General features: G+C 69.6%; 24 protein-coding genes. 15 read left to right on the top strand and 9 right to left on the bottom strand.

The window, feature by feature from the left end; translation table 11 throughout:
• Positions 1-77: 77 nt before the first annotated feature.
• A complete protein-coding gene (locus BDK92_RS33495) occupies positions 78-2,471 on the bottom strand; it encodes a galactose-binding domain-containing protein (protein ID WP_121160335.1) in 2,394 nt (797 codons plus the stop codon).
• Positions 2,472-2,871: 400 nt separating this feature from the next.
• Here BDK92_RS33495 and BDK92_RS33490 point away from each other — a divergent pair, with 400 nt between their 5' ends.
• Genes BDK92_RS33490 through BDK92_RS33475 form a run of 4 tightly spaced genes read left to right on the top strand, consistent with a single transcriptional unit; the run spans position 2,872 to position 6,523 of the window.
• The gene (locus BDK92_RS33490; RefSeq protein WP_121160334.1) at positions 2,872-4,245 is read left to right on the top strand and encodes an ABC transporter substrate-binding protein; all 1,374 of its coding nucleotides are present in this window, start codon (positions 2,872-2,874) and stop codon (positions 4,243-4,245) included.
• 13 nt (positions 4,246-4,258) lie between these two features.
• Entirely contained in the window at positions 4,259-5,236 is a 978-nt protein-coding gene (locus BDK92_RS33485) for a carbohydrate ABC transporter permease (RefSeq protein WP_211349465.1), read from the top strand.
• Positions 5,233-6,081 carry a carbohydrate ABC transporter permease gene (locus BDK92_RS33480; protein WP_121160333.1) on the top strand — a complete coding sequence of 283 codons (849 nt, stop codon included), beginning with the start codon at positions 5,233-5,235 and terminating at the stop codon, positions 6,079-6,081. Before BDK92_RS33485 ends, BDK92_RS33480 begins: the two co-directional genes overlap by 4 nt.
• 49 nt (positions 6,082-6,130) lie before the next feature.
• Positions 6,131-6,523 carry a helix-turn-helix domain-containing protein gene (locus tag BDK92_RS33475; RefSeq protein ID WP_211349464.1) on the top strand — a complete coding sequence of 131 codons (393 nt, stop codon included), beginning with the start codon at positions 6,131-6,133 and terminating at the stop codon, positions 6,521-6,523.
• A 150-nt stretch (positions 6,524-6,673) separates the two neighbouring features.
• Here the strand turns inward: BDK92_RS33475 and BDK92_RS33470 are convergent, their stop codons facing one another.
• Together BDK92_RS33470 and BDK92_RS33465 are read right to left on the bottom strand one after the other, a co-directional pair.
• Positions 6,674-8,374, bottom strand: a complete 1,701-nt coding sequence (locus tag BDK92_RS33470) for an amidohydrolase (RefSeq protein ID WP_121160332.1) — start codon at positions 8,372-8,374, stop codon at positions 6,674-6,676.
• A gap of 145 nt (positions 8,375-8,519) precedes the next feature.
• Positions 8,520-9,347, bottom strand: coding sequence for an SAM-dependent methyltransferase (locus BDK92_RS33465; protein ID WP_121160331.1), 828 nt, complete (start codon positions 9,345-9,347; stop codon positions 8,520-8,522).
• Between the two features lie 265 nt (positions 9,348-9,612).
• Between BDK92_RS33465 and BDK92_RS33460 the strand changes: the two genes are divergently transcribed.
• Positions 9,613-10,554, top strand: coding sequence for a siderophore-interacting protein (locus BDK92_RS33460; RefSeq protein WP_121160330.1), 942 nt, complete (start codon positions 9,613-9,615; stop codon positions 10,552-10,554).
• A 117-nt stretch (positions 10,555-10,671) separates the two neighbouring features.
• On the opposite strand, the gene BDK92_RS33455 is transcribed toward BDK92_RS33460, so the two are convergent.
• Positions 10,672-10,995: a hypothetical protein gene (locus tag BDK92_RS33455; RefSeq protein WP_211349463.1), complete on the bottom strand. Its 324-nt coding sequence runs from the start codon at positions 10,993-10,995 to the stop codon at positions 10,672-10,674.
• Positions 10,996-11,582: 587 nt separating this feature from the next.
• Between BDK92_RS33455 and BDK92_RS33450 the strand changes: the two genes are divergently transcribed.
• The 3 genes from BDK92_RS33450 (at position 11,583) to BDK92_RS33445 (ending at position 13,614) form a co-directional block, all read left to right on the top strand.
• Positions 11,583-11,795 carry a hypothetical protein gene (locus tag BDK92_RS33450; protein WP_121160329.1) on the top strand — a complete coding sequence of 71 codons (213 nt, stop codon included), beginning with the start codon at positions 11,583-11,585 and terminating at the stop codon, positions 11,793-11,795.
• The gene (locus tag BDK92_RS39400; protein WP_170208784.1) at positions 11,779-11,952 is read left to right on the top strand and encodes a hypothetical protein; all 174 of its coding nucleotides are present in this window, start codon (positions 11,779-11,781) and stop codon (positions 11,950-11,952) included. The genes BDK92_RS33450 and BDK92_RS39400 overlap by 17 nt, the downstream gene beginning before the upstream one ends.
• 630 nt (positions 11,953-12,582) lie before the next feature.
• Positions 12,583-13,614, top strand: coding sequence for a hypothetical protein (locus BDK92_RS33445; RefSeq protein WP_121160328.1), 1,032 nt, complete (start codon positions 12,583-12,585; stop codon positions 13,612-13,614).
• A 147-nt stretch (positions 13,615-13,761) separates the two neighbouring features.
• Here the strand turns inward: BDK92_RS33445 and BDK92_RS33440 are convergent, their stop codons facing one another.
• The gene (locus tag BDK92_RS33440; protein WP_121160327.1) at positions 13,762-14,559 is read right to left on the bottom strand and encodes an alpha/beta fold hydrolase; all 798 of its coding nucleotides are present in this window, start codon (positions 14,557-14,559) and stop codon (positions 13,762-13,764) included.
• A 234-nt stretch (positions 14,560-14,793) separates the two neighbouring features.
• Positions 14,794-17,136, bottom strand: a complete 2,343-nt coding sequence (lon, locus tag BDK92_RS33435; RefSeq protein ID WP_121160326.1) for an endopeptidase La — start codon at positions 17,134-17,136, stop codon at positions 14,794-14,796.
• Positions 17,137-17,342: 206 nt separating this feature from the next.
• On the opposite strand from lon, the gene BDK92_RS33430 reads away from it, so the two are divergent.
• From BDK92_RS33430 to BDK92_RS33410, 5 genes are all read left to right on the top strand, one after another.
• Positions 17,343-17,951, top strand: a complete 609-nt coding sequence (locus BDK92_RS33430; RefSeq protein WP_211349462.1) for an excalibur calcium-binding domain-containing protein — start codon at positions 17,343-17,345, stop codon at positions 17,949-17,951.
• A 216-nt stretch (positions 17,952-18,167) separates the two neighbouring features.
• Positions 18,168-19,127 (top strand): ABC transporter substrate-binding protein, encoded by a 960-nt coding sequence (locus BDK92_RS33425; RefSeq protein WP_211349461.1) that lies wholly within the window; start codon positions 18,168-18,170, stop codon positions 19,125-19,127.
• 45 nt (positions 19,128-19,172) lie between these two features.
• Positions 19,173-20,231 (top strand): aromatic ring-hydroxylating oxygenase subunit alpha, encoded by a 1,059-nt coding sequence (locus BDK92_RS33420; RefSeq protein WP_121160325.1) that lies wholly within the window; start codon positions 19,173-19,175, stop codon positions 20,229-20,231.
• Positions 20,228-20,458, top strand: a complete 231-nt coding sequence (locus tag BDK92_RS33415; protein ID WP_121160324.1) for a hypothetical protein — start codon at positions 20,228-20,230, stop codon at positions 20,456-20,458. Before BDK92_RS33420 ends, BDK92_RS33415 begins: the two co-directional genes overlap by 4 nt.
• Positions 20,459-20,480: 22 nt before the next feature.
• Positions 20,481-21,434: a PDR/VanB family oxidoreductase gene (locus BDK92_RS33410; protein ID WP_121160323.1), complete on the top strand. Its 954-nt coding sequence runs from the start codon at positions 20,481-20,483 to the stop codon at positions 21,432-21,434.
• A gap of 6 nt (positions 21,435-21,440) precedes the next feature.
• Here the strand turns inward: BDK92_RS33410 and BDK92_RS33405 are convergent, their stop codons facing one another.
• Positions 21,441-22,088, bottom strand: a complete 648-nt coding sequence (locus BDK92_RS33405) for a winged helix-turn-helix transcriptional regulator (RefSeq protein WP_246017396.1) — start codon at positions 22,086-22,088, stop codon at positions 21,441-21,443.
• A 67-nt stretch (positions 22,089-22,155) separates the two neighbouring features.
• Here BDK92_RS33405 and BDK92_RS33400 point away from each other — a divergent pair, with 67 nt between their 5' ends.
• The gene (locus BDK92_RS33400; protein ID WP_121160322.1) at positions 22,156-22,878 is read left to right on the top strand and encodes a hypothetical protein; all 723 of its coding nucleotides are present in this window, start codon (positions 22,156-22,158) and stop codon (positions 22,876-22,878) included.
• 170 nt (positions 22,879-23,048) lie between these two features.
• Complete coding sequence (locus BDK92_RS33395; protein WP_211349460.1) at positions 23,049-23,819, top strand: DedA family protein; 771 nt, start codon at positions 23,049-23,051, stop codon at positions 23,817-23,819.
• 44 nt (positions 23,820-23,863) lie between these two features.
• Here the strand turns inward: BDK92_RS33395 and BDK92_RS33390 are convergent, their stop codons facing one another.
• Positions 23,864-24,232 (bottom strand): SchA/CurD-like domain-containing protein, encoded by a 369-nt coding sequence (locus tag BDK92_RS33390; RefSeq protein WP_121160321.1) that lies wholly within the window; start codon positions 24,230-24,232, stop codon positions 23,864-23,866.
• 61 nt (positions 24,233-24,293) lie between these two features.
• Positions 24,294-24,656 (bottom strand): antibiotic biosynthesis monooxygenase family protein, encoded by a 363-nt coding sequence (locus BDK92_RS33385; protein WP_121160320.1) that lies wholly within the window; start codon positions 24,654-24,656, stop codon positions 24,294-24,296.
• Positions 24,657-24,699: the final 43 nt, after the last annotated feature.

The following is a 24,699-nucleotide window of genomic DNA, read 5'->3' as shown; positions in this document are numbered from 1 at the left end:
CCAGACTCACGATCTAGGGCATATCGCGGTGGATGAAGATCCACTGGTAGCGATATGCCCTAGGTCGAGTGGCGTCGTCAGGGGGCGGCGTAGATTTCGAGCTCGGAGAGTTGTCCGGCGGGCCAGCCCGTGTTGGCGCCGATCAGCACGCGTACGTAACGGGTGGTGGTGGCGGGCAGGGCGACGGTGACGGCGTTACCGCTGGCCGGATTGAACGTCAACGCGCTCGGGCCGGCCACGGTGCCGAAGCTGGAACCATTGGTGCTGCCCTGCACGGTGACGGTCTGGCTCCGGGTGCCCCACGCCGACGAGGGCGGCAGCTTCAACACCACGCGGCGGATCGACGTCGGGGCGCCGAGGTCGACCTGCACCCACTGTGGAAACGCGTTGTTGGGGCTCTCCCAGTAGGTGTTCGCGTTGCCGTCGACCACGTTGCCCGAGCTGTACGCCTGCACGTGCCCGCTCTCCGCGGTGGGTCGGTTCAGCGCCAGGTTCGAGGTGGGCGGCGGGGCGGTGTCGGTGGTGACAGCCACCGTGTTCGACGGCGGCGAGACGTTGTTGGCAGCGTCGAGCGCGACCACGGAGAAGCTGTACGCGGTCGCCGGGCTCAACCCGCCCACCGTGTACGACGTACCGGTTGGTGCGCCGACCACGGTCCCACCCTGCCGAACCTGGTATCCGGTCACGCCGATGTCGTCGACCGACCCGGTCCAGGCCAGCGAGACACTGGTCGCCGTCTTGGCGGTGACGGTCAGCGCTCCCGGTGCGCTCGGCGGGGTGCCCGGCTCACTGACGACGCCACCGTAGACCTCCACCTGGGACAGTTGCGCGGCCGGCCAGCCCGTGTTGGCGGAGACGGTGAGACGCAGATGGCGCAGGTTGGCGCTGGCGAAGTTGATGGTGACCTGGTTGCCGCCGGCCGGGTTGAACAGGTAACCGGTCGGGCCGACCACGGTGGTGAAGGTCGACCCGTTGGTGCTTCCCTGCACCGTCAGCGTCTGGGTACGGCTCTCCCAGCCGGCCGGCAGCCGGAGCACCACCCGGTTCACCACCGTGCTGGCGCCGAGGTCGACCTGGAACCACTGCGGCAGGCTGCCGCTGCTCTCCCAGTAGCTTGACGGGTTGCCGTCCACCGCGTTCGACGCCGGGTACGGGCCGTTCTGGCTGCTCGCGCTGGTCGGTCTGCCAGCGGCGAGGTTGACCGGCCCGGGTCCGGGGCCGCCGACGACAGGCGGGGTGGGACGGATCGGAGTGAGGGCGAGTTGCCCCTTGAGCATCCGCCCGCCGTCCGCGGTGATCCGCAGGTAGTAGTCGGAGGAGCAGGCGACGCCGTCCTCGTCGAGGGGGCGGATGCCGGCGCCGGCCGGCACCCAGGCGGCGGACTCGGCGGTTTTGGCGATCTGGTTTCCCTCGTTGTACTCGTCGAACATGGAGACGTAGAGTCCCTGCGCGCCGAGCCGGATCATGTTGTAGAGGTGTCGCCAGTAGAAGTCACCGTGGTAGCGGTGTCCGGAGGAGAGGTCTCCGGGCATGACGCAGGGCTGGTAGTCGATCCCACGGGCGTTGCAGTCGGCCTGGTCGGGGACGTTGACGTTGGTGTAGAAGGAGTCCAGCCCGTCCAGGGTGCCGGTTCGCCCGACCATCCATGGCGAGATCATGTTGAAGGCGTGGTAGACGTCGAGGAATCCGGGCCGGGAGTCGTTGACGCCGGTACGCCAGTACGTCGGCACGCCGCCGATGACGTAGCAGTCCTGGGCCTTGAACCAGTTGACCACCTCGAGGCAGGGTGCCGGGGCGAACGGGCGGCCCGGGTCGTCGAAGCCGAAGCCCCAGATGCAGACCACCGGCTTGCCGTTCTGTCGCGCGTACGCAGGTGACGCGGTGTACGCGGACATCTTGGTGGTCCAGTCGGTCTTGAGCTCGGTCTGCATCGCCGTCCAGCTCGTGACGTCGTACATGATGTAGAACTTGCGGCCGAACCGGTCCGCCGCGCTGCGGACCTTGACCGCCATCGCGTCGCGGGTCGGGCCCTCGTCGCCGAACGGGTTGAAGCGTTGCAGCGCGGCTGTGTCGCAGCCGTGCTCCTGCATCCACCGGAAGTGGGTGTCGACGGTCTGCTGGTCGTACGAGGAGAAGAGGGTCGCCGGCTGGCCGTTCCCGAGGTTCGGGTACGCGGTGGTGTATCCCCGGGTGTACTCGCGCATGTCGGGCCAGGACACGATCGTGGTGTTGCTGGGCGAGGGCGGCTGGAACCGGTCCCGGCTCCAGTGCCACCAGCCGCCGATCGGGGCGCCGTCACCGGGCGCGGAGAACCATCCCTGGTAGCCCACCGAGATCTTGCCGACGACGTCGCCGGGTGGGCTGGCCGCGTGAGCCGGACGGGCGGCGGCGAGCAGCTCCGAAGTGGAGACCGCGGCGAGCGCCGAACCGGCCACGACCGACGAGATGAAGCTGCGACGGGAGACGGCCATGGTTGCTTCCCCTTTCGCCGACGGAGCGGGGTGCGGCCATCGTGCCAGCTCTGTTCACATGACCGCAATACTCCGATCGATGTCTGAAACATTTGGACCGACAGGAGCAAAATCCCGACCGGGGCTGTGCAGCCGGCCAGCCGACACCTCGGCACAGGAGCCACTCCCGCGACTCTCATGAATATTTACCAACGTCTTGTTTCTTCGTCATGATGCTCGTAACCTGCGATAAACATCGGATGCCTACCAGCCCTGACCAGGCGGAATGTTCCGGATACGGGCAGTCGCGACGACGACGTGCGCGATAGCTCGGATGACTGGTCCACGAGGAAGGTGACTCGCGCGCACCACCGAACCCCTTACCCGGCACACCCGTCTTCCTGGGGAGCAGACCGTGACCATGAGCAGATCGTCGACGGGCCGCCGCCGACTGGTCGCCAGCCTCGCCGCCGCGACACTGGCGCTCGGCATGACCGCCTGCGGCGACGACGACAGCGAGTCCACCGACCAGTCGGTGACCATGTGGACCTTCAAGAACACCCACGTCGCCGCCCTGGAGCAGGTCGCCGCCGAGTTCAAGACCAAGACCGGAATCAGTGTCGAGATCGAGGCGTACACACCCGACGACGTCTTCACCAGCAAGATCCAGAGTGCGGCGCAAACCGGCGACCTGGCGGACGTACTCGAACTGCACGCCGGCGGCGAAGACCTCCGGGTCGGTGGCGCCGGCCTGCTCGGCGACCTCGCGCCGGACTTCCCGGAGTCGGCGATGGCGCGGTTCCTGCCCAGCACCCGCAGCGCCGGACTGGTCACCGAGAAGCGCCGGGCCGAACAGGAGGAGGTCAAGAACGCCAAGGTCGGCAGCCTCTTCAGCGTTCCGTTCACCGCCGGCACCTTCGGCATCGTCTACGGCAACCGGGGGAAGATGCGGGCGGCCGGGCTCGATCCGGACAAGCCGCCCCGGACCTGGGAGGAGTTCATCGGCTACCTCCAGGCGACCACCACCGCCGACCCGAAGCAGGGCGGCCTGTCGCTGGGCCTGAAGGTCAGCCAGACCGGCTTCAACTGGATCTACGAACAACTCGCCTTCGCCTACCTCGGCCAGGCCGGCTTCGAGGCGCTCTTCGACAAGAACCCGGCGCAGGGCTTCGCCAGCCCCGAAGGGCTCCAGACGCTCCGCCTCTACCAGCAGCTCACGCCACACTGGATTCCCGGGGTGAGCGCGCTCGGCATCGACGAGGCCGACGTCGCCTTCGCCCAGGGCAAATCGGCGTTCAACGTGGGCGGCACCTTCACCCTCGCCTTCCTCTCGCAGAACGGCATGCCGGCGGAGAACCTGATCACCTTCCCGATCCCGCCCGCCACCGGCGGCAAGGTCAGTGACCTGCGACTCGCCCCACTGGCCCTCACCGGGCTCTCGGTCAGCTCGCAGACCAAGAACCGGGAATCGGCGGTGAAGTGGATCGAACACCTCACCTCGCCGGAAGGATCCGGCGCGTTCGCCAAGGCCTCACTCGACCTGCCGGCGACCGACCTCGGCGCGCAGGCCGCCACCCTGCTCGGGCCGAAACTCGCCGCGTTGCAGCAGTACTTCACCGGGCCACAGGAGTCCACCTACGACGCGGCGAACCGAGGCTTCCGGCCGCCCGACTACGACGAGGTGCAGGTCGGCGATCCGCTGGTGAAGTTCTCCCCGTTGGGCGAGACCGATCCGGCCGCCACCGCCGCCCAACTGGACAAGGTGCTCGCGGCCATGTGGCAGAAGTCCGGTTAGGACGACCTCGACCGTGGCCCGCACGAACACGATCGGACCGTGGGGACGACCCGAAGCCGGGCCGTCCCCACGGCGGCCCCGCCGTCGCCGGCGGTCCGCCCGCCGGCAGTGGCTCACCGGGTACGCCTTCGTCGCGCCCGCAGTGCTGCTCTTCCTGGTGATGGGGCTCTACACCGTCGGCTACAGCGTCACCCTGAGCTTCGCGAAGTGGAACGGCTTCACGCCGGACTGGGAGTGGGTCGGGCTCGACAACTACCGCGACCTGCTCTACGCCGACCCGTCGCTCGCCCCGGAGCTGCGCGCCGCCGCCCTGCACACCGCGATCGCGATGATCGCGGTACCGCTCGGCACCGTGGCGATCGCGCTGCCGCTCGCCGTACTGCTCAACCGGATCCGGCGGCTGCGTGGCCTGCTCCGGTCGATCTACTTCCTGCCGTACGTGACCACCGGGATCGCGGTCTACTACGCCTGGCGGTACGTGCTCGAACCGGACGGGGCGGTCAACCTGCTGCTCCGCTCGACCGGCCTGGGCAGCCTGGCCCGGCCCCAGGGCTGGCTCGCCGACCCGGACACCGCGCTCGGCACCCTCATCGTGATCATCATCTGGGGCAGCGTGCCGGTGGCGACGCTGCTCTACCTCGCCGGTCTCCAGGCGATCGACCCGCACCTGATCGAGGCCGCCCAACTCGACGGCGCGGGCGGGGTACGGGTCGTCCGGCACATCACCTGGCCACTGTTGGTGCCGATCACGGCGGCGATCACCCTGCTCGGCATCCGGGACACCATGCAGGGCTTCCAGATCTTCCTACTGATGACAAACGGCGGCCCGGGTGGCCACACGGACGTGCTCGGGCTCCAGGCGTACCAGCTCGCCTTCTTCCAGGGCCTCTCCCCCACCCTCGGCGTGGCCAGCGCACTCGGCTGGATGATCTTCCTGGCCGCACTGCTGCTCACTGTCGTCAACGCCCGACTGCTGCGGAGCAGCCAATGAACGCCGTCCGATCCGGTGTCGTACGCCAACTCACCCCCGGCCGACTCGTCGCGTACGCCGCACTCGCGCTCTACGCGGTGGTCAGTCTCTACCCGTTCGCCTGGATGGTCTCCGGGGCGCTGAAGGGCCGGGACGAGATTCTGCGCGGCGGACACCTCGTTCCCCGCGAGCCGACCTTGGACACCCTGGTCGACACCTGGAGCCGACTGCACTTCTTCGACTACCTGCTCAACAGCGTCAAGGTGGCCGGACTGACCGTGCTCGGGGTGCTGGCCGTCTACAGCCTGGCCTCGTACGCCTTCGCCGTGCTCGACTTCCCCGGCCGCCGGTTCCTCTTCTGGTTCTTCGTCGCGCTGCTCTTCGTGCCCGGCATCACGGTGCTGCTGCCACTGGTGATCCTGGAGAACAAGCTCGGCATCCTCGGCACCCACCTGGGACTGGTGCTGCCGTTCGTCAACGGCACCGCGCCACTGACCGTGCTGCTGCTGACCAACGCGTTCCGGTCGATCCCCCGGGAACTGCACGACGCCGCCCGGGTCGACGGGGCCGGCGAGGCCCGGATCTTCTGGCGGGTCTACCTGCCGCTGAGCCGGCCCTCCCTGATCACCATCGCGGTGCTGACCGCGGTGCCGACCTGGAACGAGTACGTGCTGACCCGGGTCTCGCTCAACGACGAGTCCCGCTACACCCTGCCGCTGGCCCTGGAGGCGCTCGCCTCGGGCAACGTACCCCGCTACAACGAGATCATGGCCGGCTCGCTGATCCTGGTGGTCCCGGTCATCGTGCTCTTCCTCGTGGCGCAGCGCTACTTCGTCAACGGGCTGACCGGAGCGGTCAAGGACTAGCGGGCAGCCGGTTCGTCACGGCGGCGGGCGGCCGTGATGTGATGGCGTCGTGAGCCGCGCCGTCGAGGAAAACAACCGCCGCATGCTTCGGGCCCGGGACGCGATGGACCGGGGCTACGCCCAGCCGCTGGACGTCCCGGCCCTGGCCCGCATCGCCCATGTGTCGGAGGCCCACTTCACCCGCACCTTCCGGGCCACGTTCGGCGAGACACCACACCGCTACCTGCAGCGCCGTCGGGTCGAGCGGGCGATGTTCCTGCTGCGGGAAACCAACCGGCCGGTGACGGAGATCTGCCTCGACGTCGGCTTCGGCAGCCTGGGAACCTTCAGCCGTACGTTCCGCGACATCGTCGGCCGGTCGCCGCGGACGTACCGCAGGGAAGCGGTGGTCACGGGCGTGCCGACGTGCTTCACGAAGGCGTGGACGCGGCCGAGCGCCTGAGCTGGTCGGGTCAGCTCCTCGACGAACCACCAACTCTGGCGCGTCCCATGGCAACGGTGCGGACGGGCCGGCCCCCGCCCACCGTTCGGTGGGCGGGGGCCGGATGGGATTGACCGTCACCGCGCTCGAACGCGACCGGGCCGGACCCGCTCAGGACTGCGGCGCCAGGTCCGGTCCGGTGGTGCCGAGTTGCTCGGTGGCGATGACCTGCGGCACCGGCCAGGTGACCCCGGCCGGTGGCCAGGTCTGTCCGGTCCGGGCGAGGAAGTCGGCCGGAGGCTCGTAGATCGGCGGCTGACTACCGTCCGGGATCATGCTCTGCCACTGCACGCCCGCCGTACGGGACCTGAACTCCTCCTTCATCGCGTCCAACTGCTCCGGTTGGGTGATCAGGTCGACCGCGGTGGCGGAGAGATACCGGGCGGCGGATAGCAGTGCCTGGTGGGCGATGTTGGTCGCGGCCCCGGCGGTGACCGCCCAGTTGTGATGGGGTACGCCCGGTGGGAACGTGGTGACCAGGACGTTCACCGTGGGAACCTGCCAGCTCACGTCGGCGGAGTCGGTCGACGGGCCGCCGAGGAAGGTGGGCGGGGGCGGGGTCAGCGGTACCAGCGTGGTCGGGAGCCCGACCTCGGGCTTGCCGAGCGACTTCTGCAACCCCTTGGCGAGCTGCTGGTCGGCGGCGGTGAAGACCGGCGGACCGATCAGCTGCATGTTGGCGTTGGCCAGTTCGGCCCCGGCCCGGTTGCCGAGCCCGTTCCAGGTGCCCGCGTTGTACCGGTACGTGAGCCGGGTCTGGCTCGCCTGCGCGGCGGCCTTCGCACACTCCACGATCTTGTCGTAGAGCACCTTGACCCGGGCCGGGCTCCCCTCCCGGATGAAGAACCAGATTGAGCACATGTCGGGGGTGACGTTCGGCGCACCGCCGCCGTTGATGATGGCGTAGTGGAAGCGGCCGGAGGCGGCGACGTTCTTCTCCCGCAGGAACTCCGACATGGTGGCCATCAGCAGCGCGCCGTCCAGCCCGCTCTTGTTGCCCAGCGGTGAGCCGCCGTGCCCGGCCGCACCCAGGAACGTGAACGTGGCCGAGGCGAGTGCGCTGGTGGTGTTCCAGGTGGCGAGGGTGTTCGCGAACGGATGCCAGTCGAGGTACGCGTCAAGCCCGGCGTACACCCCGGCTTTGACCGCGTACGACTTGCCGACCAACTGCTCCTCACCGGTGGAGCCGTACACCTTGACCGTGGCGGCGAGCCCTTGCGCCCGGATCGCCTTGCTGACCGCGATCGCGGCCCCGACGGAACCGGCACCGAGCGCGTTGTGGGCGTCACCGTGTCCGGGGCCGTAGGTCGGCCCGTACGCGTCGTAGTTGTAGATCAGCGGGTCGTGCGTGGTGGCCGCCCGCTTCTGGGACAGTCCGGGGAGGGCGTCGTACTCGGCGTTGAAGCCGAGCACCGGTCCGCCGGAGCCGAACGTGGCGACGAAGGCGGCGGGGAAACCGGCCGCTCCCCACTGGATGTTGAAGCCGTGCGAACGCAGGAGCGCGGCGGTCGCCTCCGACGAACGCCACTCCCGCAGGGACACCTCGGCGTGCTGCCAGATCTGGTCGCTGAGTCCGGTGAGCGTGGCCGCGTTTCCGCCGATCCAGCGCAGCGCGGTCTGCTTGGCCGCGCTGTCGCGGGCCGGCTCGGCAGGTGCCCGGTATGTCGCCGGGGTGAATCCCGTGCGCTCGTCGTAGCCGAGGGTGGCGCCGAGCACCGGGTCGGCCGCGACCATGGCGGCGGCACTCGCCCCCGCGCTCAGTCCGAACAGTTGGAGCGCCCGCCGTCGCCCGACTTCGTAGTCACCAGACATGAAACATCCCCCTTCGCACCAAGAGCCACCTCCTGGTCGAGACAAGGCAATTCGATCGCCTCGCCAGACTCTAAAGTGGACTTCGAGCGGGGGATATGTGTTGATTCCGACAGGAGGCCGCATCCCGGCGGCTCGGCCGGGTTGCTCAGCGCTTGATCGCCACGCCCACCCAGGCCGGAGTGCCTTTCGCGCGCTCGATCTCGGCCGGATCGACCAGCTCGTCGGATTCGGGACGCCAGAAAGAGGGCTGGACGATCCCCGGCTCCAGGAGTTCCCACCCGGCGAAGAGCCGCTCGACCTGCTCACGGCTGCGCAGCACCACCGGTGCGGTCCGCTCGCTGTACTCCTTCTTCGCCTGGACACCCTCGGCGCTCAACTCCGGCGGCGGTGAGGCGTGTGAGATGACCACATAGGACCCGACGGGTACGGCGTCGCGCAGCCGGGCGAGGATGTCCCCGGGGTCCTCGGCATCCTGTACGAAGTGCAGCACCGCGACCAGCAGGATCGCCACCGGCCGGGCGAGGTCCAGGCCACCCTCGGCGGCCAGCCGCAGCACCTCCGCCGGGTCGCGCAGATCGCCCCGGAGTGCCGAGACCCGTGGCTGGCCCCGTAGGACGTCGTTCGCCTGGGCCACCACCACCGGGTCGAGGTCCAGGTAGACCACCCGGGCGTCCGGTGCCACCGCCGCGGCGACCTCGTGCACGCTGCCGGGGGCGAGCAGTCCGGCGCCGACGTCGAGCACCTGCCGGACGCCGGCCTCGAAGAGGAATCGGGCCGACCGGGCCAGGAACGCCCGGTTGGTACGCACCCAGTACGCGACCTCGGGTTGCACGGCGAGCAGCCGGTTGGCCATCTCCCGGTCCGCGCCGAAGGTATGTGTGCCACCCCCGAGCGCGTTGTAGACCCGAGCCAGGTTGGGCCCGGACGGGTCCACCTCCTCTGGCATCCACGGCCTCTGCTCGGGCAGCCCCATCTGCTCCTCCTCCGGTCGTCGGATCGACGCCCGTCACCGGTTCCATCGATCGGTGCGTGTGGAGCATCATCATGCCCTCCCGCCGCCAGCGAACGAAACCGCTCCCCGCATCGATTCGGGCCGATCGCTCGCGCAGTACCCGGTCGCCGCACGGCCTCGGGTGGTCGGGCGGAGATCGGTCAGGGGACGTCGCCGAGCAGGGGGGTTGACGATCTCCATGGGCAGTGGGTTAGGTTAGCCATACCTAAGGAACGAGGAGACTTCCGTGACCCAGACCGCCGAGCGCCCCACTTCGATCCAGCCGTTCCGCGTCTTCGGCGCCGAAGTGTTACGCGTACGTCGGCTGAGTCCCAGCTTTCTGCGGGTCACCTTCACCGGCCCCGACCTGGGCCAGTTCGCCGACAACGGCTACGACCAGCGAATCAAGCTGATCCTGCCGCTGGCGCAGACCGGCCTCACGGAGATGCCCGACGGCCCGGACTGGTACGCGCGGTGGCGGGCACTGCCGACCGAGCGGCGCAACCCGATCCGGACCTACACCGTGCGCGCGGTCCGCGCGGCGCTCGCCGAGGTCGACGTCGACCTCGTCCTGCACGGGGACGGTGGGCCGGCCGCCCGCTGGGCCGTCGCCGCCCGGCCGGGGGCGATCGCCGCGCTGCTCGGCCCGGACGCCGGCTACCCGGGAGTGCACGGCGGGCTGGAGTTCCACCCACCGACCCGAACCGACCGACTGCTGCTCGCCGGTGACGAAACCGCCGTACCGGCGATCTGTTCGATCCTGGAGCGGTTGCCGGCCGACGCCGTCGGCGAGGCGGTGCTGGAGGTCCCGGGCAGCGGCGACTCGCTCCCGGTCGGCAGCCCGTCCGGCGTGGATGTGACCTGGTTGGCCCGGAACGGCGCCGCCCACGGCAGCCAACTGGTGCCGGCGGTACGGGACGCGGCGCGGCGACTAAGCACCGACGCGACCACCCCGACGGCCACGGCCGAGTTGGAGGATGTCGACGTCGACACCGACATCCTCTGGGAGGTCCCGGTCGACGGTGCGAACCCGCCGCGAACCGATGCTGGAGACCTCTATGCCTGGCTGGCTGGTGAGGCGGGTGTGGTCAAGACGCTCCGCCGCCAGCTGGTCGGCGAGTACGGCATGGACCGCCGCGCGGTGGCGTTCATGGGCTACTGGCGCCTGGGCCGGACCGAGGAGAACTGAGCCCAGCAGCCGCCGGTGTGAGCGCGGCGCGGTGCCGGTGGGCTTCCCCGTGGCCCCCGGTACCGCGCCGCCCCGATCCCGTGGCGCGGTACCGGGGGCCACGCCGGTCAGATTCGCTCAGAGCAGGTGGACACGCTCGGTGCCGCCGTCGCTGTTCTGCAGGGTGAGGCTCCCCCCGCCGCGCTCCATCAACTCCAGGACCAGGTTGTAGACGACCAGGGCGCGGTTGATCGTGTCGGTCTTGGTGTCCCTGGTACGCGCGCACGCCAACTCGAGGGCGTCGACCGCCCTCGGGGTGAGGTTCACCGTGACCTTCACCAGCGAGCGACTGCTCTCACCGGCCACCGGGATGCCCGCGCCGACCTCCTGGTCCCCGCTCCCGGGGCGACCGTCCTCGGTCTCTCCACCGGTGACAGCCCGTCCGTCGGTCACTCGCGTCATCGCCGGCACCCCTCACGGGCCCGGGTAGTGAGCTGACCTCCCAGTGCTGTTCCTGGTCGTCTCAGCGCGCTCCCCGGTGTGATCACGGTTTATCCCCTCGATGCCGACCATTCGACTGTCGGTCCCGGCATGGCCGGCGCCGACGACTGTCAGATCCGCGCGTGACCGGTGTCGGGACATCGACCTGCCCGACTCGCTCACACGGCGGTCGCCGGAGGCTATTCCCGGTGGACGGCAACCTGCTGTCAGGAATGTGACTGGCGGGACCGAGGGGATGCATTTGGCGGACCAAGTGTGCGACGTGGAGAGTCGGGGTTTGACAGGTGTCACTACGACGTACTCGTTCGCCGCCAACCGCCTTCGGGGAGTGGCCGGCACCGGCAGCACATCCCACACCATCATTCCGGCGAATAGTCCAATCAGAACCGAATGCCGGTATTGCCGGGACACACCCTGTCATAGGGGTACAGATATATGGCTCCAGGTCGGTCGATGTATGGTCTGTAGCGTCATGGTCACCCTAGGTGATCTTGACGTAGACCGGGTCGGCGCACGAGGCTGCCGCCCCACAACAAAGGGATGAACGAGTGAGCCGACAAGAGGGAGCGGCCCCCCGACACGACGACGCCCCGACCGGGGAGTCCGAAGCGGAGGAGACACCGGGCGACCGGGGGTACGCGTTCGACATCCACATCGACACCGGCAACGGGCCATCGTTCGACGTGGACACCTCAGCACTGCGGCACCTCCCCGACAACGTCGACGAGCACCAGGAAGGTTGGCATGCCGAATCGAGCTGACCAGCGCTTTGACCCCTCCGTGGACCGACTGCGGCAGCTACGGCAACTCCGCCGCAACGCCGGTCGCCACCCGGTCGGGCAGCGCTACGTCCGGCGCGACATCTACCGGAACCTGTCCCGCAGGGCCGAGGGGACCGGGCTGACCGATACGCCTTGATCAATCGCGACACGGAGGCCGGACCGTTCGTTTGGGGAAGAACGAGCATCCGGCCTCCGGCGTCTGCGAGATCGACCCGCACCGGCTCGGAAGGCCGGTGGCGAAACGACATACGATTCCAGCACCTTCGTCACCCAGCCTGCGGACTTACCGGCACCCTCATTTCGACTGGTCCGGTTTCCGACGTGGAATCCGCCACCAGTAGCCGGGCTAGAGAAACCCCGGCATCCGCCCTGGAGAACCAGGCGAGCGCCCGAGGGCGCCGACCCGAACTCTCGACGACACCGTCGGCGCACCCGTCACAGTGGGGCCGACCAGCGCGGATCCAGGCCATCTCGAGCGTTGCCGGGACACCTGCCGCGTCGCGACAGACCGGCCCGACCACCGGTCTCGGGGCCAATGGTAGGGGCCGAGACCGATCCGGAACCGGCGTGACAATCGTATTCGGCCCACGATTCGGCTCCATTTGAAATGCCAACCTAATCTGACATAACCGGGCACCCGGCACAATCAGAATTTGCATCAATCTCATCGTCGCTATCGGTGCCATACAGTAATTGCGCCGACCTTCGCAGCTCATCGGAGCAGAATTCGTCGGCCCACTCCACCACCAACCGGAGGGAATGACGCATGGGCACCGTACGACAAAAGGCACACCGATCCGCTCCCCGGCTGATCGTCGGAACGGTACTGACGGCGCTGCTGACCCTGACCACCGCCGGCGCCGCGCTCGGTCGAGCGCCCAGCACCGACGGGGCCTCGGTCGCGGCCCGGACCGACGCCTACATCCGGGACGTCGCCGGCGACGTGGGCCTGGAACCACACAGCCTCAACCCGATCTGGCAGAGCCCGGACATCAAGGTCTGCCCCACCGCGATCGAGTGTGCGACCAGCCAGAACCCGATCGTCGGCGTGACCAACTACGTCTTCGTCAAGCTCAACAACCCCGGCCCGTACGGCTCCGGCGTCAGCACCGGCACGGTGGAGCTCTACCGGACCACCCCGGGTGGCGGTGCGAGCTGGCCGATCCACTGGACGTCGATCGGCTCGGTCGCGACGAGTGCCTTCCCGGGCGTCACCACGGTGACGATTCCATGGAACGGCGTACCCGGTCCCGGGCACTTCTGCCTGCTGGCCCGGTGGGTCTCCCCGACCGACCCGATGACTTCGGAAGGCCCGAGCCACAGCACCAACACCCGGAACAACAACAACATCGCCTGGCGCAACGTCGACTCGGTCAACCCGGCTCCCGGAACCCCCGAGGTGCGTCCATTCGCCATTGGCAACGAGACCGAAGTGCCGACCAGGAACGACCTCGTCTTCGCCCAGCGGGGAGAGCCATTCCAGAATGCCGGCGGCAGGATCGTGGCGGACCTGGGGCCGGTCCTGTTCCAGCGGTGGGTGCAGGCTGGACGGCCCGGCGTCGGCATCCGGGAGGTCGGCCGGAACCAGGTGGAGATCGTCGCGGCGAATGCCAAGATCAGCGACCTGCTGCTCAACCCCGGTGAACGGCCGGAGTTCAACCTGATCTTCTCCACGCAGACCGTGTCGTCACGACAGTTCGTGGTCGACGTGATCCAGTTCGGACCCGCCAAGGCGGGCGGCGAGAAGACCGACGTCGGCGGCGTGCAGTACCTGGTCCGCACCGCCCAGCGGGGCTGACCAGTCAGTCCGTGGGCCGGGTGTGGCCGGTGATCCCGTGGGGGATCACCGGCCACACCCGGCCCACCCACGCGCCGAATACCCGAGCACCGCACCCGTTGATCATGAAGTTATCGCAGCCAGAAGCGCTCGGGACGGGCGCCAACTTCATGATCGACCGGCGGGGCCGGTGGCGCGGGCGAGGGGTAGGGCCCGGGTGAGCAGTTCCGACACGACGGACGGGTTCTCGACGTGGGCGTTGTGGCCGAGGCCGGGCAGGGTGACCGCCGAGGGCGACAGGTGGGTCAACTGGTCGGTGGTGACCATCGGGTCGTGCTCGCCCCGGGCCAGCAGCACCCGGCCACGGGCTGCGGCGAGCAGGCCGGGCAGATCGGGCTCCCCGACGCCGAAGGTCGCGGGCTCCATCGCCAGCCGCCACCGCCCGTCCTGGGCGACGATTCCGGTCGACACGGCCGGGTCGTCGGGCGGCAGCAGTCCGGCCAGTCCAGAGACCCGCAGGTAACGTTCGGCCGACGCCTCGCGGGAGTCGAACCAGGTGACCGGGCGTCGGGCGAGTGCGCCCGCCTTCGCCAGTTCGTCGGCGGTCCAGTGCACCTTGATGCCGAACCCGATCGCGGTCCGCACCCGTACGCCGAACCAGCCGCTGGCCAGAACGAGTCCGAGCACCCCGCCGAGGGAATGTCCGAGCACCACCACCGGCCGGTCCCGGTCCACCAGATCGGCGAGGCTGGCGGCCATGGCACCGAAGGTGTAACGGGGCAACGGCTTTGCGGCGCCGTGACCGGGCAGATCCGGTGCGAGCCAACGGCCGGCCCAGTGTTCGTCCAGGTACGGACGCCACCGATCCCACACCGCACCAGTCGCACCGAGCCCGTGCACCAACAGCAGAGTCGGCGCCCCACCGTCCGCGTCGACACCGTCCTGGATCAGCCGTACGTCACCCATGACCGGCAGTGTGCCATCCCCCCGTACGGCAACCCGTGCCTCGCCACGAGGGGAAGACAGGCGCGGGATCGGTTACCGGGTGCCAGGGGACTCCGCGTCCAGCACCTCGACTGCGGCATCGAGGGTGGCCACGAACTCGCCCGGCGGGATCCTGGCGCAAAGACAGCGGGGGCGCCCCACCGAAGTGGAGCGCCCCCGCTCGGATCGCCCTGGGACCGTGGGCGATCGCAGGTGTCAAGCCACTGCCAGCGCCGGGTCGTCCAGCGGCTGGGTCCCGTCGACATCCTCGGCCGGCCGCAGGGCCAGCGCGAGTACGTCGGCCACGTCGGCCATGGTGTGCACGGTCAACGCCTCGCGTACCTCGGCCGGCAGGTCGTCCAGGTCCGGCTCGTTACGCGCCGGGATGATGACCTCGGTGAGGCCGGCCCGGTGCGCGGCGAGCAGCTTCTGCTTCACGCCACCGATCGGCAGTACCCGACCGGCGAGGGTGACCTCACCGGTCATCCCGAACTCCGGGCGGACCGGCCGTCCGGAGGCGAGCGACGCCAACGCGGTCACCATGGTGATGCCGGCGCTGGGGCCGTCCTTGGGCACCGCACCCGCCGGCACGTGCAGGTGGATCCGGCGTCCGGCCAAGGCGTTCGGGTCGAGCCCGAACTTGCGGCCGTTCGAGCGCAGGTACGACAGAGCGATCTGCGCCGACTCCTTCATCACGTCGCCGAGCTGGCCGGTCAGGGTCAGCCCCGGCTCGCCCTCCATGCTGGTCGCCTCGATGAAGAGCACGTCGCCACCGGCGCCGGTGACAGCCAGACCGGTCGCCACGCCGGGAACGGCGGTGCGCTCGGCCGACTCCGGGGTGAACCGGGGCCGTCCCAGGTAGTCCTTGAGGTTGTCGGTGTCGACCCGTACCGGTCCGTCGGTGGTGGCCAGCGCGACCGCGACCTTGCGCAGGATCCGGGCCAGGGCCCGCTCCAACTGACGTACCCCCGCCTCGCGGGTGTACTCGGCCGCGACCCGGCCCAGGGCCTCGTCGCTGACGCTGAACTCCTCGGTGGTCAGGCCGGCCCGATCGAGCTGCCGGGGCAGCAGGTGGTCACGGGCGATCGCGACCTTCTCCTCCTCGGTGTAGCCGTCGAGCGTGACCAGCTCCATCCGGTCCAGCAGCGGGCCGGGGATGGTGTCGACCACGTTGGCGGTGGCCAGGAAGAGCACGTCCGAGAGGTCGAGGTCGACCTCCAGGTAGTGGTCCCGGAAGGTGTGGTTCTGCGCCGGGTCGAGGACCTCGAGCAGGGCTGCGGCGGGGTCACCGGCGTAGCCGGCCGAGATCTTGTCGACCTCGTCGAGCAGCACCACGGGGTTCATCGAACCCGCCTCGCGCAGCGCCCGCACGATCCGGCCGGGGAGCGCGCCGACGTAGGTGCGCCGGTGGCCCCGGATCTCCGCCTCGTCGCGTACACCGCCGAGGGAGACCCGGACGAACTTGCGGCCGAGCGCCCGTGCGACCGACTCACCGAGGCTGGTCTTACCCACTCCGGGGGGACCCGCGAGGGCGAGCACCGCGCCGGAACCACGGCCGCCGACGACCTGGAGGTTGCGGGCGGCCCGACGGTTCCGTACCGCCAGGTACTCCAGGATCCGGTCCTTGACGTCGGTCAGGCCGGCGTGGTCGGCGTCGAGCACCTCACGGGCCGCGGCCAGGTCGGTGTTGTCCTCGGTACGGGTCGTCCACGGCATCTCCAGCACCGTGTCCAGCCAGGTACGGATCCAGCCCGCCTCCGGGGAGGCGTCACTGGCCCGCTCCAGCCGGCCGACCTCGCGCATGGCCGCTTCGCGCACCTTCTCCGGCAGGTCGGCGGCCTCGACCCGGGACCGGTAGTCGGCCGAGCCGTCCGGCTCGTCCTCCCCCAGCTCCTTGCGGATCGCGGCGAGCTGCTGCCGGAGCAGGAACTCGCGCTGGGACTTCTCCAGTCCCTCGCGTACGTCGGAGTTGATCCGCTCGGTGACCTCCTGCTCGGCGAGGTGGTCACGGACCCAGCCGACGAGCAGTTCCAGCCGCGTCGTCACGTCGGGCGCGGTGAGAAGTTCGATCTTCTGAGGCAGACTGAGCCAGGGTGCGTACCCGGCCGAGTCGGCGAGTTCGGAGAGGTCGGTCATCCGCTCGAGGGCGTCGATGACCTGCCACGCGCCGCGCTCCTGGAGCAGCGAGGTGGCGAGCGCCTTGTACTCGCGGGCGAGTTCCTTGGCCTTGCCGTTCGGCGTGGCCTCGTCGAGTTCGGTCGCCTCGACCCAGAGCGCCGCCCCGGGTCCGGGCACACCGGAACCGATCCGGGCCCGGGTGGTACCCCGGACCACGGCCGCCGGCTCGCCGCTGGGTAGCCGACCGACCTTCTCGATCAGGGCGATCACGCCCATCGAGCCGTACTCCCCGTCGACCCGGGGCACCGCGAGGACCTTTTTGTCGCCCGACGCGCGGGCGGCGTCGACGGCAGCCTGGGTGCTCGGGTCGAGGGTCACCGGGATGACCATCCCGGGCAGCAGGACTGCGTCGGTCAGGGGCAGAACCGGAAGAGTTGCCATCGAACACCTGCCATCGTTTGAGTTGAGCCTGTACGACTCAAGTAACAAATGGTGTCCCGTGTTCCAGGCTGTGACGCAAGGCACAGATCCACCCTCCGGTGACCCGGCACTCCGGTGTCGCCACGGCGGGGCCGGATCGATCCCACACTTTCCCGCACCCCTGGGCGGTATCGGCCAGCTTCATTGCACACCTGTAGCCTGCTCGTGTGAGCCAGCCGCCGCCCCTCGACAACCAGCGGCAGGTGCCCCGAGCGGTCGCCTACCGACGGGGCAACCAGGCAGCCGCGCGCTACCGGTCGCCCGTCCCCCGCCCGCCGGAGCCCTCGCCCCACGAGGTCCCCGCCCGTCCCGGCAGCCCGAACCGCCGACGCTTCTGGCTCTTCGCCCTGGCACTGCTGGTGACCCTGGGCATCAGCGCGGCGACACTGGGCGCCGTCTTCGCCGGACAGAGCCCGACCACCACCGCGCTCGCACCCGACGGGGCGTCACCGGCCCCGGTACGGGTGGCGCCGCCGCCGGCACCTCCGACCCCCCGACCTCCGACCGGGACGACACCTCCGGCTCGGCAGGACCGGCCGGTTGTCCAGACCAACCCCGGTCCACGCACCACCACCACTCCACCCCGGACCGCGCCCACCGGGCAGCCCGCGGTGTCGCCGACAACAGCCCAGCCCACCCAGTCGCTGGTCGTCTACAAGAACTGCGGCCAGGCCCGCAAGGCGGGTGTGACCCCGTTGCGGGTCGGCGACCCGGGCTACTCGACCAAGCTGGACAAGGACGGCGACGGCGTGGCCTGTGAGAAGGACAAGGACTAGCCACCCGGGTCGTACCACGCACAGCATTGGCTCGACACCGACACCGACACCGGCAACCGGCAACCGGCAACCGCACCGGCAACGACGATCGCCGATCGGCTATTTGTTGACCGGCCGACCGGGCGGACTCTAGGGTCCATAGTGGCATTCGCCTTCGCGATTCACACGGGGTTGGCCGGACGTCCCACCGTCGTCGGCCGGATCGGGAGCACCATGATGCGCAGAAAGCTCGCCCTCCTGTTGTCCACGGCGCTGCTGCTGACCGCCTGTGGTGACGGAGGCGGTCAGAGCGCCGACAGCCGGAGCGCCGACGCGACCAGGAAGATCACCGTCGGGGTCATCCCGATCCTCGACGTCGCCCCCATCTACCTCGGCGTCCAAAAAGGATTCTTCAGCGAACGCAAGCTGGAGGTGAAGCTGGAGCTGGCCCAGGGTGGCGCTGCTATCGTGCCGGCGGTCCTGTCCGGCCAGTTCCAGTTCGGCTTCAGCAACAACACCTCGTTGTTGCTCGCGCAGACCCGGGGTCTGCCACTGAAGATCGTCGCGCCGGGTTCCTCATCCACCGGAACCCCCGGCAAGGACTTCGCTGGCGTGGTGGTTCCCGACGGAAGCCCGATCAAGTCCAGCACGGACCTCTCCGGAAAGTCCGTCGCCATCAACACCCTCAACAACATCAGCGACACGGTCGTACGCGAGGCGGTCCGCAAGGCCGGCGGTGACCCCCGCAGCGTCAAGTTCGTCGAACTGCCCTTCCCGGAAATGCCGGCCGCGCTGGCAAACGGACGGGTGGACGCCGCATTCGTCGTCGAGCCCTTCCTGACGATCGCCCGCAACCAGAAGGGCCGGGACATCGCCTCGGCCTACGCGGAGGCGACCCCGAATCTCTCGGTGGCGACCTACTTCACCTCAGACCAATTGATCAAGTCCGACCCGGAGCTGGTCAAGGCGTTCACCGAGGCGATGGTGAAGTCGCAGGAATACGCCGCGACGCACCCGGACGAGACCCGGCAGGTGCTTTCCACGTACACCTCGATCGGGGCGGAGATCATCCCGACCCTGACGCTGCCCGCCTTCCCCACACAGGTCAACCGTGAGTCTGTACAGGCCCTCGCCGACATGGCCGAGCGCGACGGGCTGGTCACCAAGCCGCCGCAGGTGAGCGCACTCTTCCAGTAGTCCGGGGCCGGCGGTCCGGCGGGCATCGACGGGAAGGAGACGGAGATGGAGTTCGTCAGGAACCAGTGGTACGTCGCGGCCTACGGCACCGAGATCGGACGGGAACTCTTCTCCCGTACGGTCTGCGGCGAGTCGATCCTCCTCTGGCGGACCGAGGCCGGGACGGTGGTGGCGACGAGCGACCGCTGCGTGCACCGGCGCTTCCCGCTCTCCGAGCCGCCGAGCCACCTGGTCGGTGACACGGTGGTCTGCGGCTACCACGGTTTCACGTACGGCGCGGACGGGGTCTGTGTGGCGGTGCCGGGCCAGACCCGGATCCCGCGTACGGCCAGGTTGAGCGCGTATCCGGTGAAGGAGCAGGACTCCTTCGTCTGGGTCTGGATCGGCGAGCGGGCGCTGGCCGACGAGTCGCTGATCCCCCGGGCACCGTGGCTGCGGATGGCGGGCTACACCACCGTCTACGGGATGGAACCGTTGGCCGCCCGGTACGACCTGCTGGTCGACAACCTGCTCGACCTGTCACACGAGACCTATCTGCACGGCGGGTACATCGGCACACCGGAGGTGGCGAACACCCCGATCACCACCGAGGTCGACGAGGATCGGGGCATCGTCTACGTCAGCCGGCACATGGACGACGCCGAGTGCCCACCGTTCTACTCCCGATCGACCGGCATCGAGGGCCGGATCGTACGGTGGCAGGACATCGAGTACCACCCGCCCTGCCTCTACCTGCTGCACAGCCGGATCGCCCCGGTCGGGGTCTACCCGGAGGCGGACGGCACCGACGCACACGCGTTCCACGTCGAGGTCGTCTACGCCATCACACCGGAGACCGAGACGAGCACGCACGACTTCTGGGCGGTCGCCCGCGATTTCGCCCTGGACGACCAGGATGTCTCGGACTTCCTGGAGCAGAGCAACCGGACGGTGGTGCTCCAGGATGTCGCCGCCCTGAACAAGCTCGAACAGGTCATCGCCAGCGAGCCGGACGGCTACCAGGAACTCAGCATCAACATCGACACTGGTGGGCTGGCCGCCCGGCGGATTCTCCGGCGGATGGCGGCGGCGAGCCCGCCACCGGCGCGGGCAGCGGCGCGATGACCACCGAGCCGACCAGGCTCACCGGCACCGGCATCTACCGCATTGTCTGGCTGCCGGGTTCGGACCGGCTGCGCGGGCACTGCTGGTGCGGCGCGACCCGGGACGCCGAGGATCCGGTCGAGCTCTGGGACTGGTTGTTGAACCACCCGGACCAGCACGACGACGAGGACGGCGCGGCTGGTCGGCCGGTTCCTCCGGGGCGGTCGCTGGCCGGGACCCCCGCGTGATGGACCACCAGGAGGAGCGGACATGGGCGGCAGCGGCGACGAGGTGGAACTCGACCTGGTCGTCCGGGAACGGGAACGCGCCGCCGACGGGGTCGTACGCCTGACGCTGGCCCGGCCCGACGGCGGCCCGCTGCCGGCGTGGGCGCCCGGCGCGCACATCGACCTGGTCGTGGAGGACGGCGTCACCCGCCAGTATTCGCTCTGTGGCGACCCGGCCGACCTACGGCGGTGGTCGGTCTGCGTGCTGCTCGAGCCGGCGTCGCGGGGCGGTTCCCGGTTCGTGCACGACCGGCTGGCGGTCGACGTGGCCGTACGGGTGCGCGGGCCGCGCAACCACTTCGCGCTCGAATCGGCGCCGTCTTATCTCTTTGTCGCCGGTGGCATCGGCGTCACCCCGATCGTGCCGATGCTGGCTGCCGCCGAGGCGGCCGGGACGCCGTGGCGACTCGTCTACGGCGGCCGGACCCGGGCTTCGATGGCTTTCGTCGACGAACTGACCACCCGGTACGGCGACCGCGTCGAGGTCCGGCCGCAGGACGAGACCGGCCTGCTCGACCTCGACCGGATCATGGCGGATCTGGCCCCGTCGACCCTGGTCTACTGCTGTGGCCCGGAGCCGTTGCTGCTCGCGATGGAGGCGGTCTGTCGGCCGGGTGCCCTGCGGGTGGAACGGTTCGCCCCGAAGGAGCAGGGCGCGCCGGTGCGGCAGGCCTCCTTCGAGGTGGAACTCGCGGCGTCGGGTCTGGTGCTGACCGTGCCGCCGGACCGCTCGGTGTTGGAGACCATCGAGGCGGCGGGGGTCAGTGTGCTCTTCTCCTGTACCGAGGGGACCTGCGGCACCTGTGAGACGACGGTACTGGCCGGGGAACCGGATCACCGCGACTCGCTGCTGACCGAGCAGGAACGGGCCGCCAACGACACGATGTTCATCTGCGTCTCCCGGTCCCTGGGGCCGAGGCTGGTACTCGACCTCTGACCGGGATCAGGACCGTGGCAGGCCGAAGAACGTGAAGAACCGCTGGGCCACGGACCGGTCGCCGGTGACGTCGAGTGTCCCCGCGTCGACGGCCGCCGCCACGGTCAGGTCGGTGGAGATCAGCTTCCAGAGCGTCGGTACGTCCGCGCGCGCGGTCGCCTGTACGTGCGCGTGGGCGCCCCGGGTGACCTCGACCGAGGTCGGCGAGACCTCGACGTCGAACGAGTCCGTACCGACGACGAGGCGCACGGCGAGCGTCGGCACCTCCCGGGCCGGCGGGAGGTGAAGCGCCTTGAGTAGGAGCATGAACGCGTCGGTGCTCGTCTCGGCGTCCTGCGGCGAGGGGATCTGCGCTCCCCAGCGGGACAGGGCGATCAGGACCGGCTCCAGTTGCCGCCCACGTTCGGTAAGTTCGTAGACGTGGGTGCTCGCCGGGGGGCCGAGTTCGACCCGGCGCACGATGCCGTTCTCCTCCAGCTCCCGCAGGCGCTGGCTGAGCACGTTCTGGCTCGCGTTCGGCAGCCCGACCCGCAGATCCCGGAAGCGTTTCGGACCGAAGATCAACTCACGGACGACCAGCAGCGCCCACCGCTCCCCCACCAGGTCCATGGTGAGCGCGATGCGGCACGGGTCGTCATACGTTCTCTGCGCCACACCCCGATGGTACGCGCACCAGCAGGTGCTACTGTCGCACTAACTGGTCCTAGATTAGGAGCGAATCGTGGATGCGCTACTGGAACACGTACTCAAGGCCAACGGTGGGCTGGACCACTGGAAGAGCCTTTCGACCCTGAACGCGCGAATCACCTACGGTGGGCCGTTCTGGGAGTTCAAGGGTCACGCCGACTTCGTCGGCACAGAGACCGTCGAGGCGAGCCTTCAGAACGAGCACATCCGGCACGTTCAGGAATCGACCGGACGCACCACCGTCTTCGACCGCGCGGCCAACCGGGTGACCGTCAGCGACGCGGACGGCCGGGTGATCGAGACGCTCGACGACCCGCGCCGGACCTTCGCCGGCTACACCCCGGAAACCCAGTGGAGTCTCGCCCAGATCGCCTACTTCCGCAGCTACGCCACCTGGCACTACCTGGTTGAGCCGTACATCTTCAGCTGGCCGGGCGTGGAAGCGTACGAGGTGGAGCCGTGGACGGAGAACGGAGAGACCTGGCGGGGCCTGAGCGTCACGTTCCCCGACTCGATCGACACCCACAACAAGACCCAGCTCTACTACTTCGACCCGGCCGGGCACCTGCGCCGGATGGACTACCAGCCGGACGTCAACGGGAGCACGCCGGTCGCCCACTACATCCGGGCGCAGGAGTCCGTCGGCGGGATCGTGGTCCCCACCGAACGGCACATCCTCACCCGCACCGAGGACCGGACCCCGGACCTGTCCTGGATTCCGATCACGCTGGAACTCCGCGACATCAAGGTCAGCTGACCGACCTCCACCTCGGGCGGGGCAGCCACGTCGGCCCCGCCCGAGGTGTGACCCGCCCGGCGCCGCTACTGCCACCCCCGGCGCGGCAATAGCGACCGGGTCAGCGGTCGAGACTGCGAGGCTGGGGATTTCCCCTGGTGCGGACCGCACCGAGTGGTCTGATGGTCCTGGTGGCAGGAAGAGACCCGCCACCGGCTCGCGGCGATGCCAGCGGCCTCACCCACCCGGCGGAGGGACGAGATGCCGATACCCGTCGGAGCGCGGTCGCGCCGGGCCGGCGGCGGTCGGACCCGCCCGCCGTACGGCGACGGCTGATCGGACTCCGGGTGGACACGTTCACCGGCATCCTCTCCGGCCTCTCCGGCTGGCCACTGCTGGTCCTGGTCGGAGTGCTCGCCTTCGGGGAGTGCGCGGCCTTCATCGGCCTGATCCTGCCCGGCGAGACCGCACTGCTGCTCGGCGGCGCGCTCGCCTCCACCGGGCGGACCAACATCGCCGCGCTGGTGATCGTGGCAGCGGTCTGCGCCATCATCGGGGACAGCGTCGGGTACGAGATCGGCCGCCGGGTCGGCATGCCGCTGCGGCGCAGCCGGCTCGGCCGGTGGGTCGGCGAGGAACGCTGGCAGCGCGCGGAGACGTTCATCGAGCGGCACGGTCCGGCCGCCGTCATGCTCGGCCGTTGGGTGGGGGTGCTGCGGGCGCTGGTGCCGGCGCTGGCCGGGATGACCCGGATGCCGTACCCCCGGTTTCTGCTGTTCAACGTCATCGGCGGGGTGACCTGGGCGACGGCGGTGGTCCTGATCGGGTACGCCCTCGGCGCGTCGTGGCAACGGGCGCAGGACTACCTCGGCCAGGCGAGCGTGGCGCTCGCCGCCGCCGTGGTGCTCACGTTGATCGTCCGCTGGGTGATCGTGCGCCGGAGGCGGCGCCGGCAGCACTGAACGAACCCGGTCGGGCGTCACTGCCGCCCCGTACGTCCGGACCGCTACTGGTCGTGGCGGCGGGAGAGCACACACTCCATCGAGGCGCTGCGAAAGAAGTCCCGGGCCCCCTGCGGGGTGGCCATGTCCCGCGGCACCGTGAGGTGCTCGTGCAGCTCCCGCTCGAACTCCCGGACCGCCTCCTGGCGGCTCATGTGCGCGGCGACCAGGCCGAGCGGCCCCTCGACCTCGATCACCCGGACGGCCATCTCCCGCCCGACAAAGGCCATCGTGCCGAGCAGTCGCCCCACCAGCCGCCCGTCGTCGCCGTAGATCTCGAACCGCGGCCGTCCACTGATCCGGAACAGCTCCTTGACCTTCTCCTCGCTGCCCGGCCTGAGCGGGTAGTAGAGCGCGTGCCAGTTCGAACTCATCCTTCTTCCTTCCCTAGGGGATGCGGCGGCCTCCCGGACGGACGTACGCCGTACCTGTCCGTCACTCGTCGGACCGCTCCGCGGCGCCGGCCCGCGCGGGCGTACGGTCCCGGGCCGAGGTCTGCTCGTGGACGGCGAATCGCAGCGAGCGGGCCTCGGTCATGCACTCACGCATCGGTTTGACCAGCTCGCGGTGGTCGCTGCTGCGTTCCCACGCCTCGAAGTGCGCCAGTGAGCTCCACTCACTGGTGATCAGCCACTGCTCCGGGTCGGTGGCCGAGCGGCAGACCTGATCCACCAGGTGCCCCGGCACCCCCTCGGCGACCTGGTAGCGGATCCGGTCGTACGCCCGGAGGAACTCATCGGTCCGCTCCCGGGGTATCCGGATGAGGAACACCACTCGCGCCTTGCCCGACCCGCCCATCGCCGTCTCCTCCGCTGCCACCGGTCGCTCCCCTTCCTCTGCC

It is taken from the genome of Micromonospora pisi (genome assembly GCF_003633685.1).
GTDB lineage: Bacteria > Actinomycetota > Actinomycetes > Mycobacteriales > Micromonosporaceae > Micromonospora_G > Micromonospora_G pisi.
Note: the sequence above shows the minus strand (reverse complement) of the source record. Positions and strands in the feature narration are given on the sequence as shown.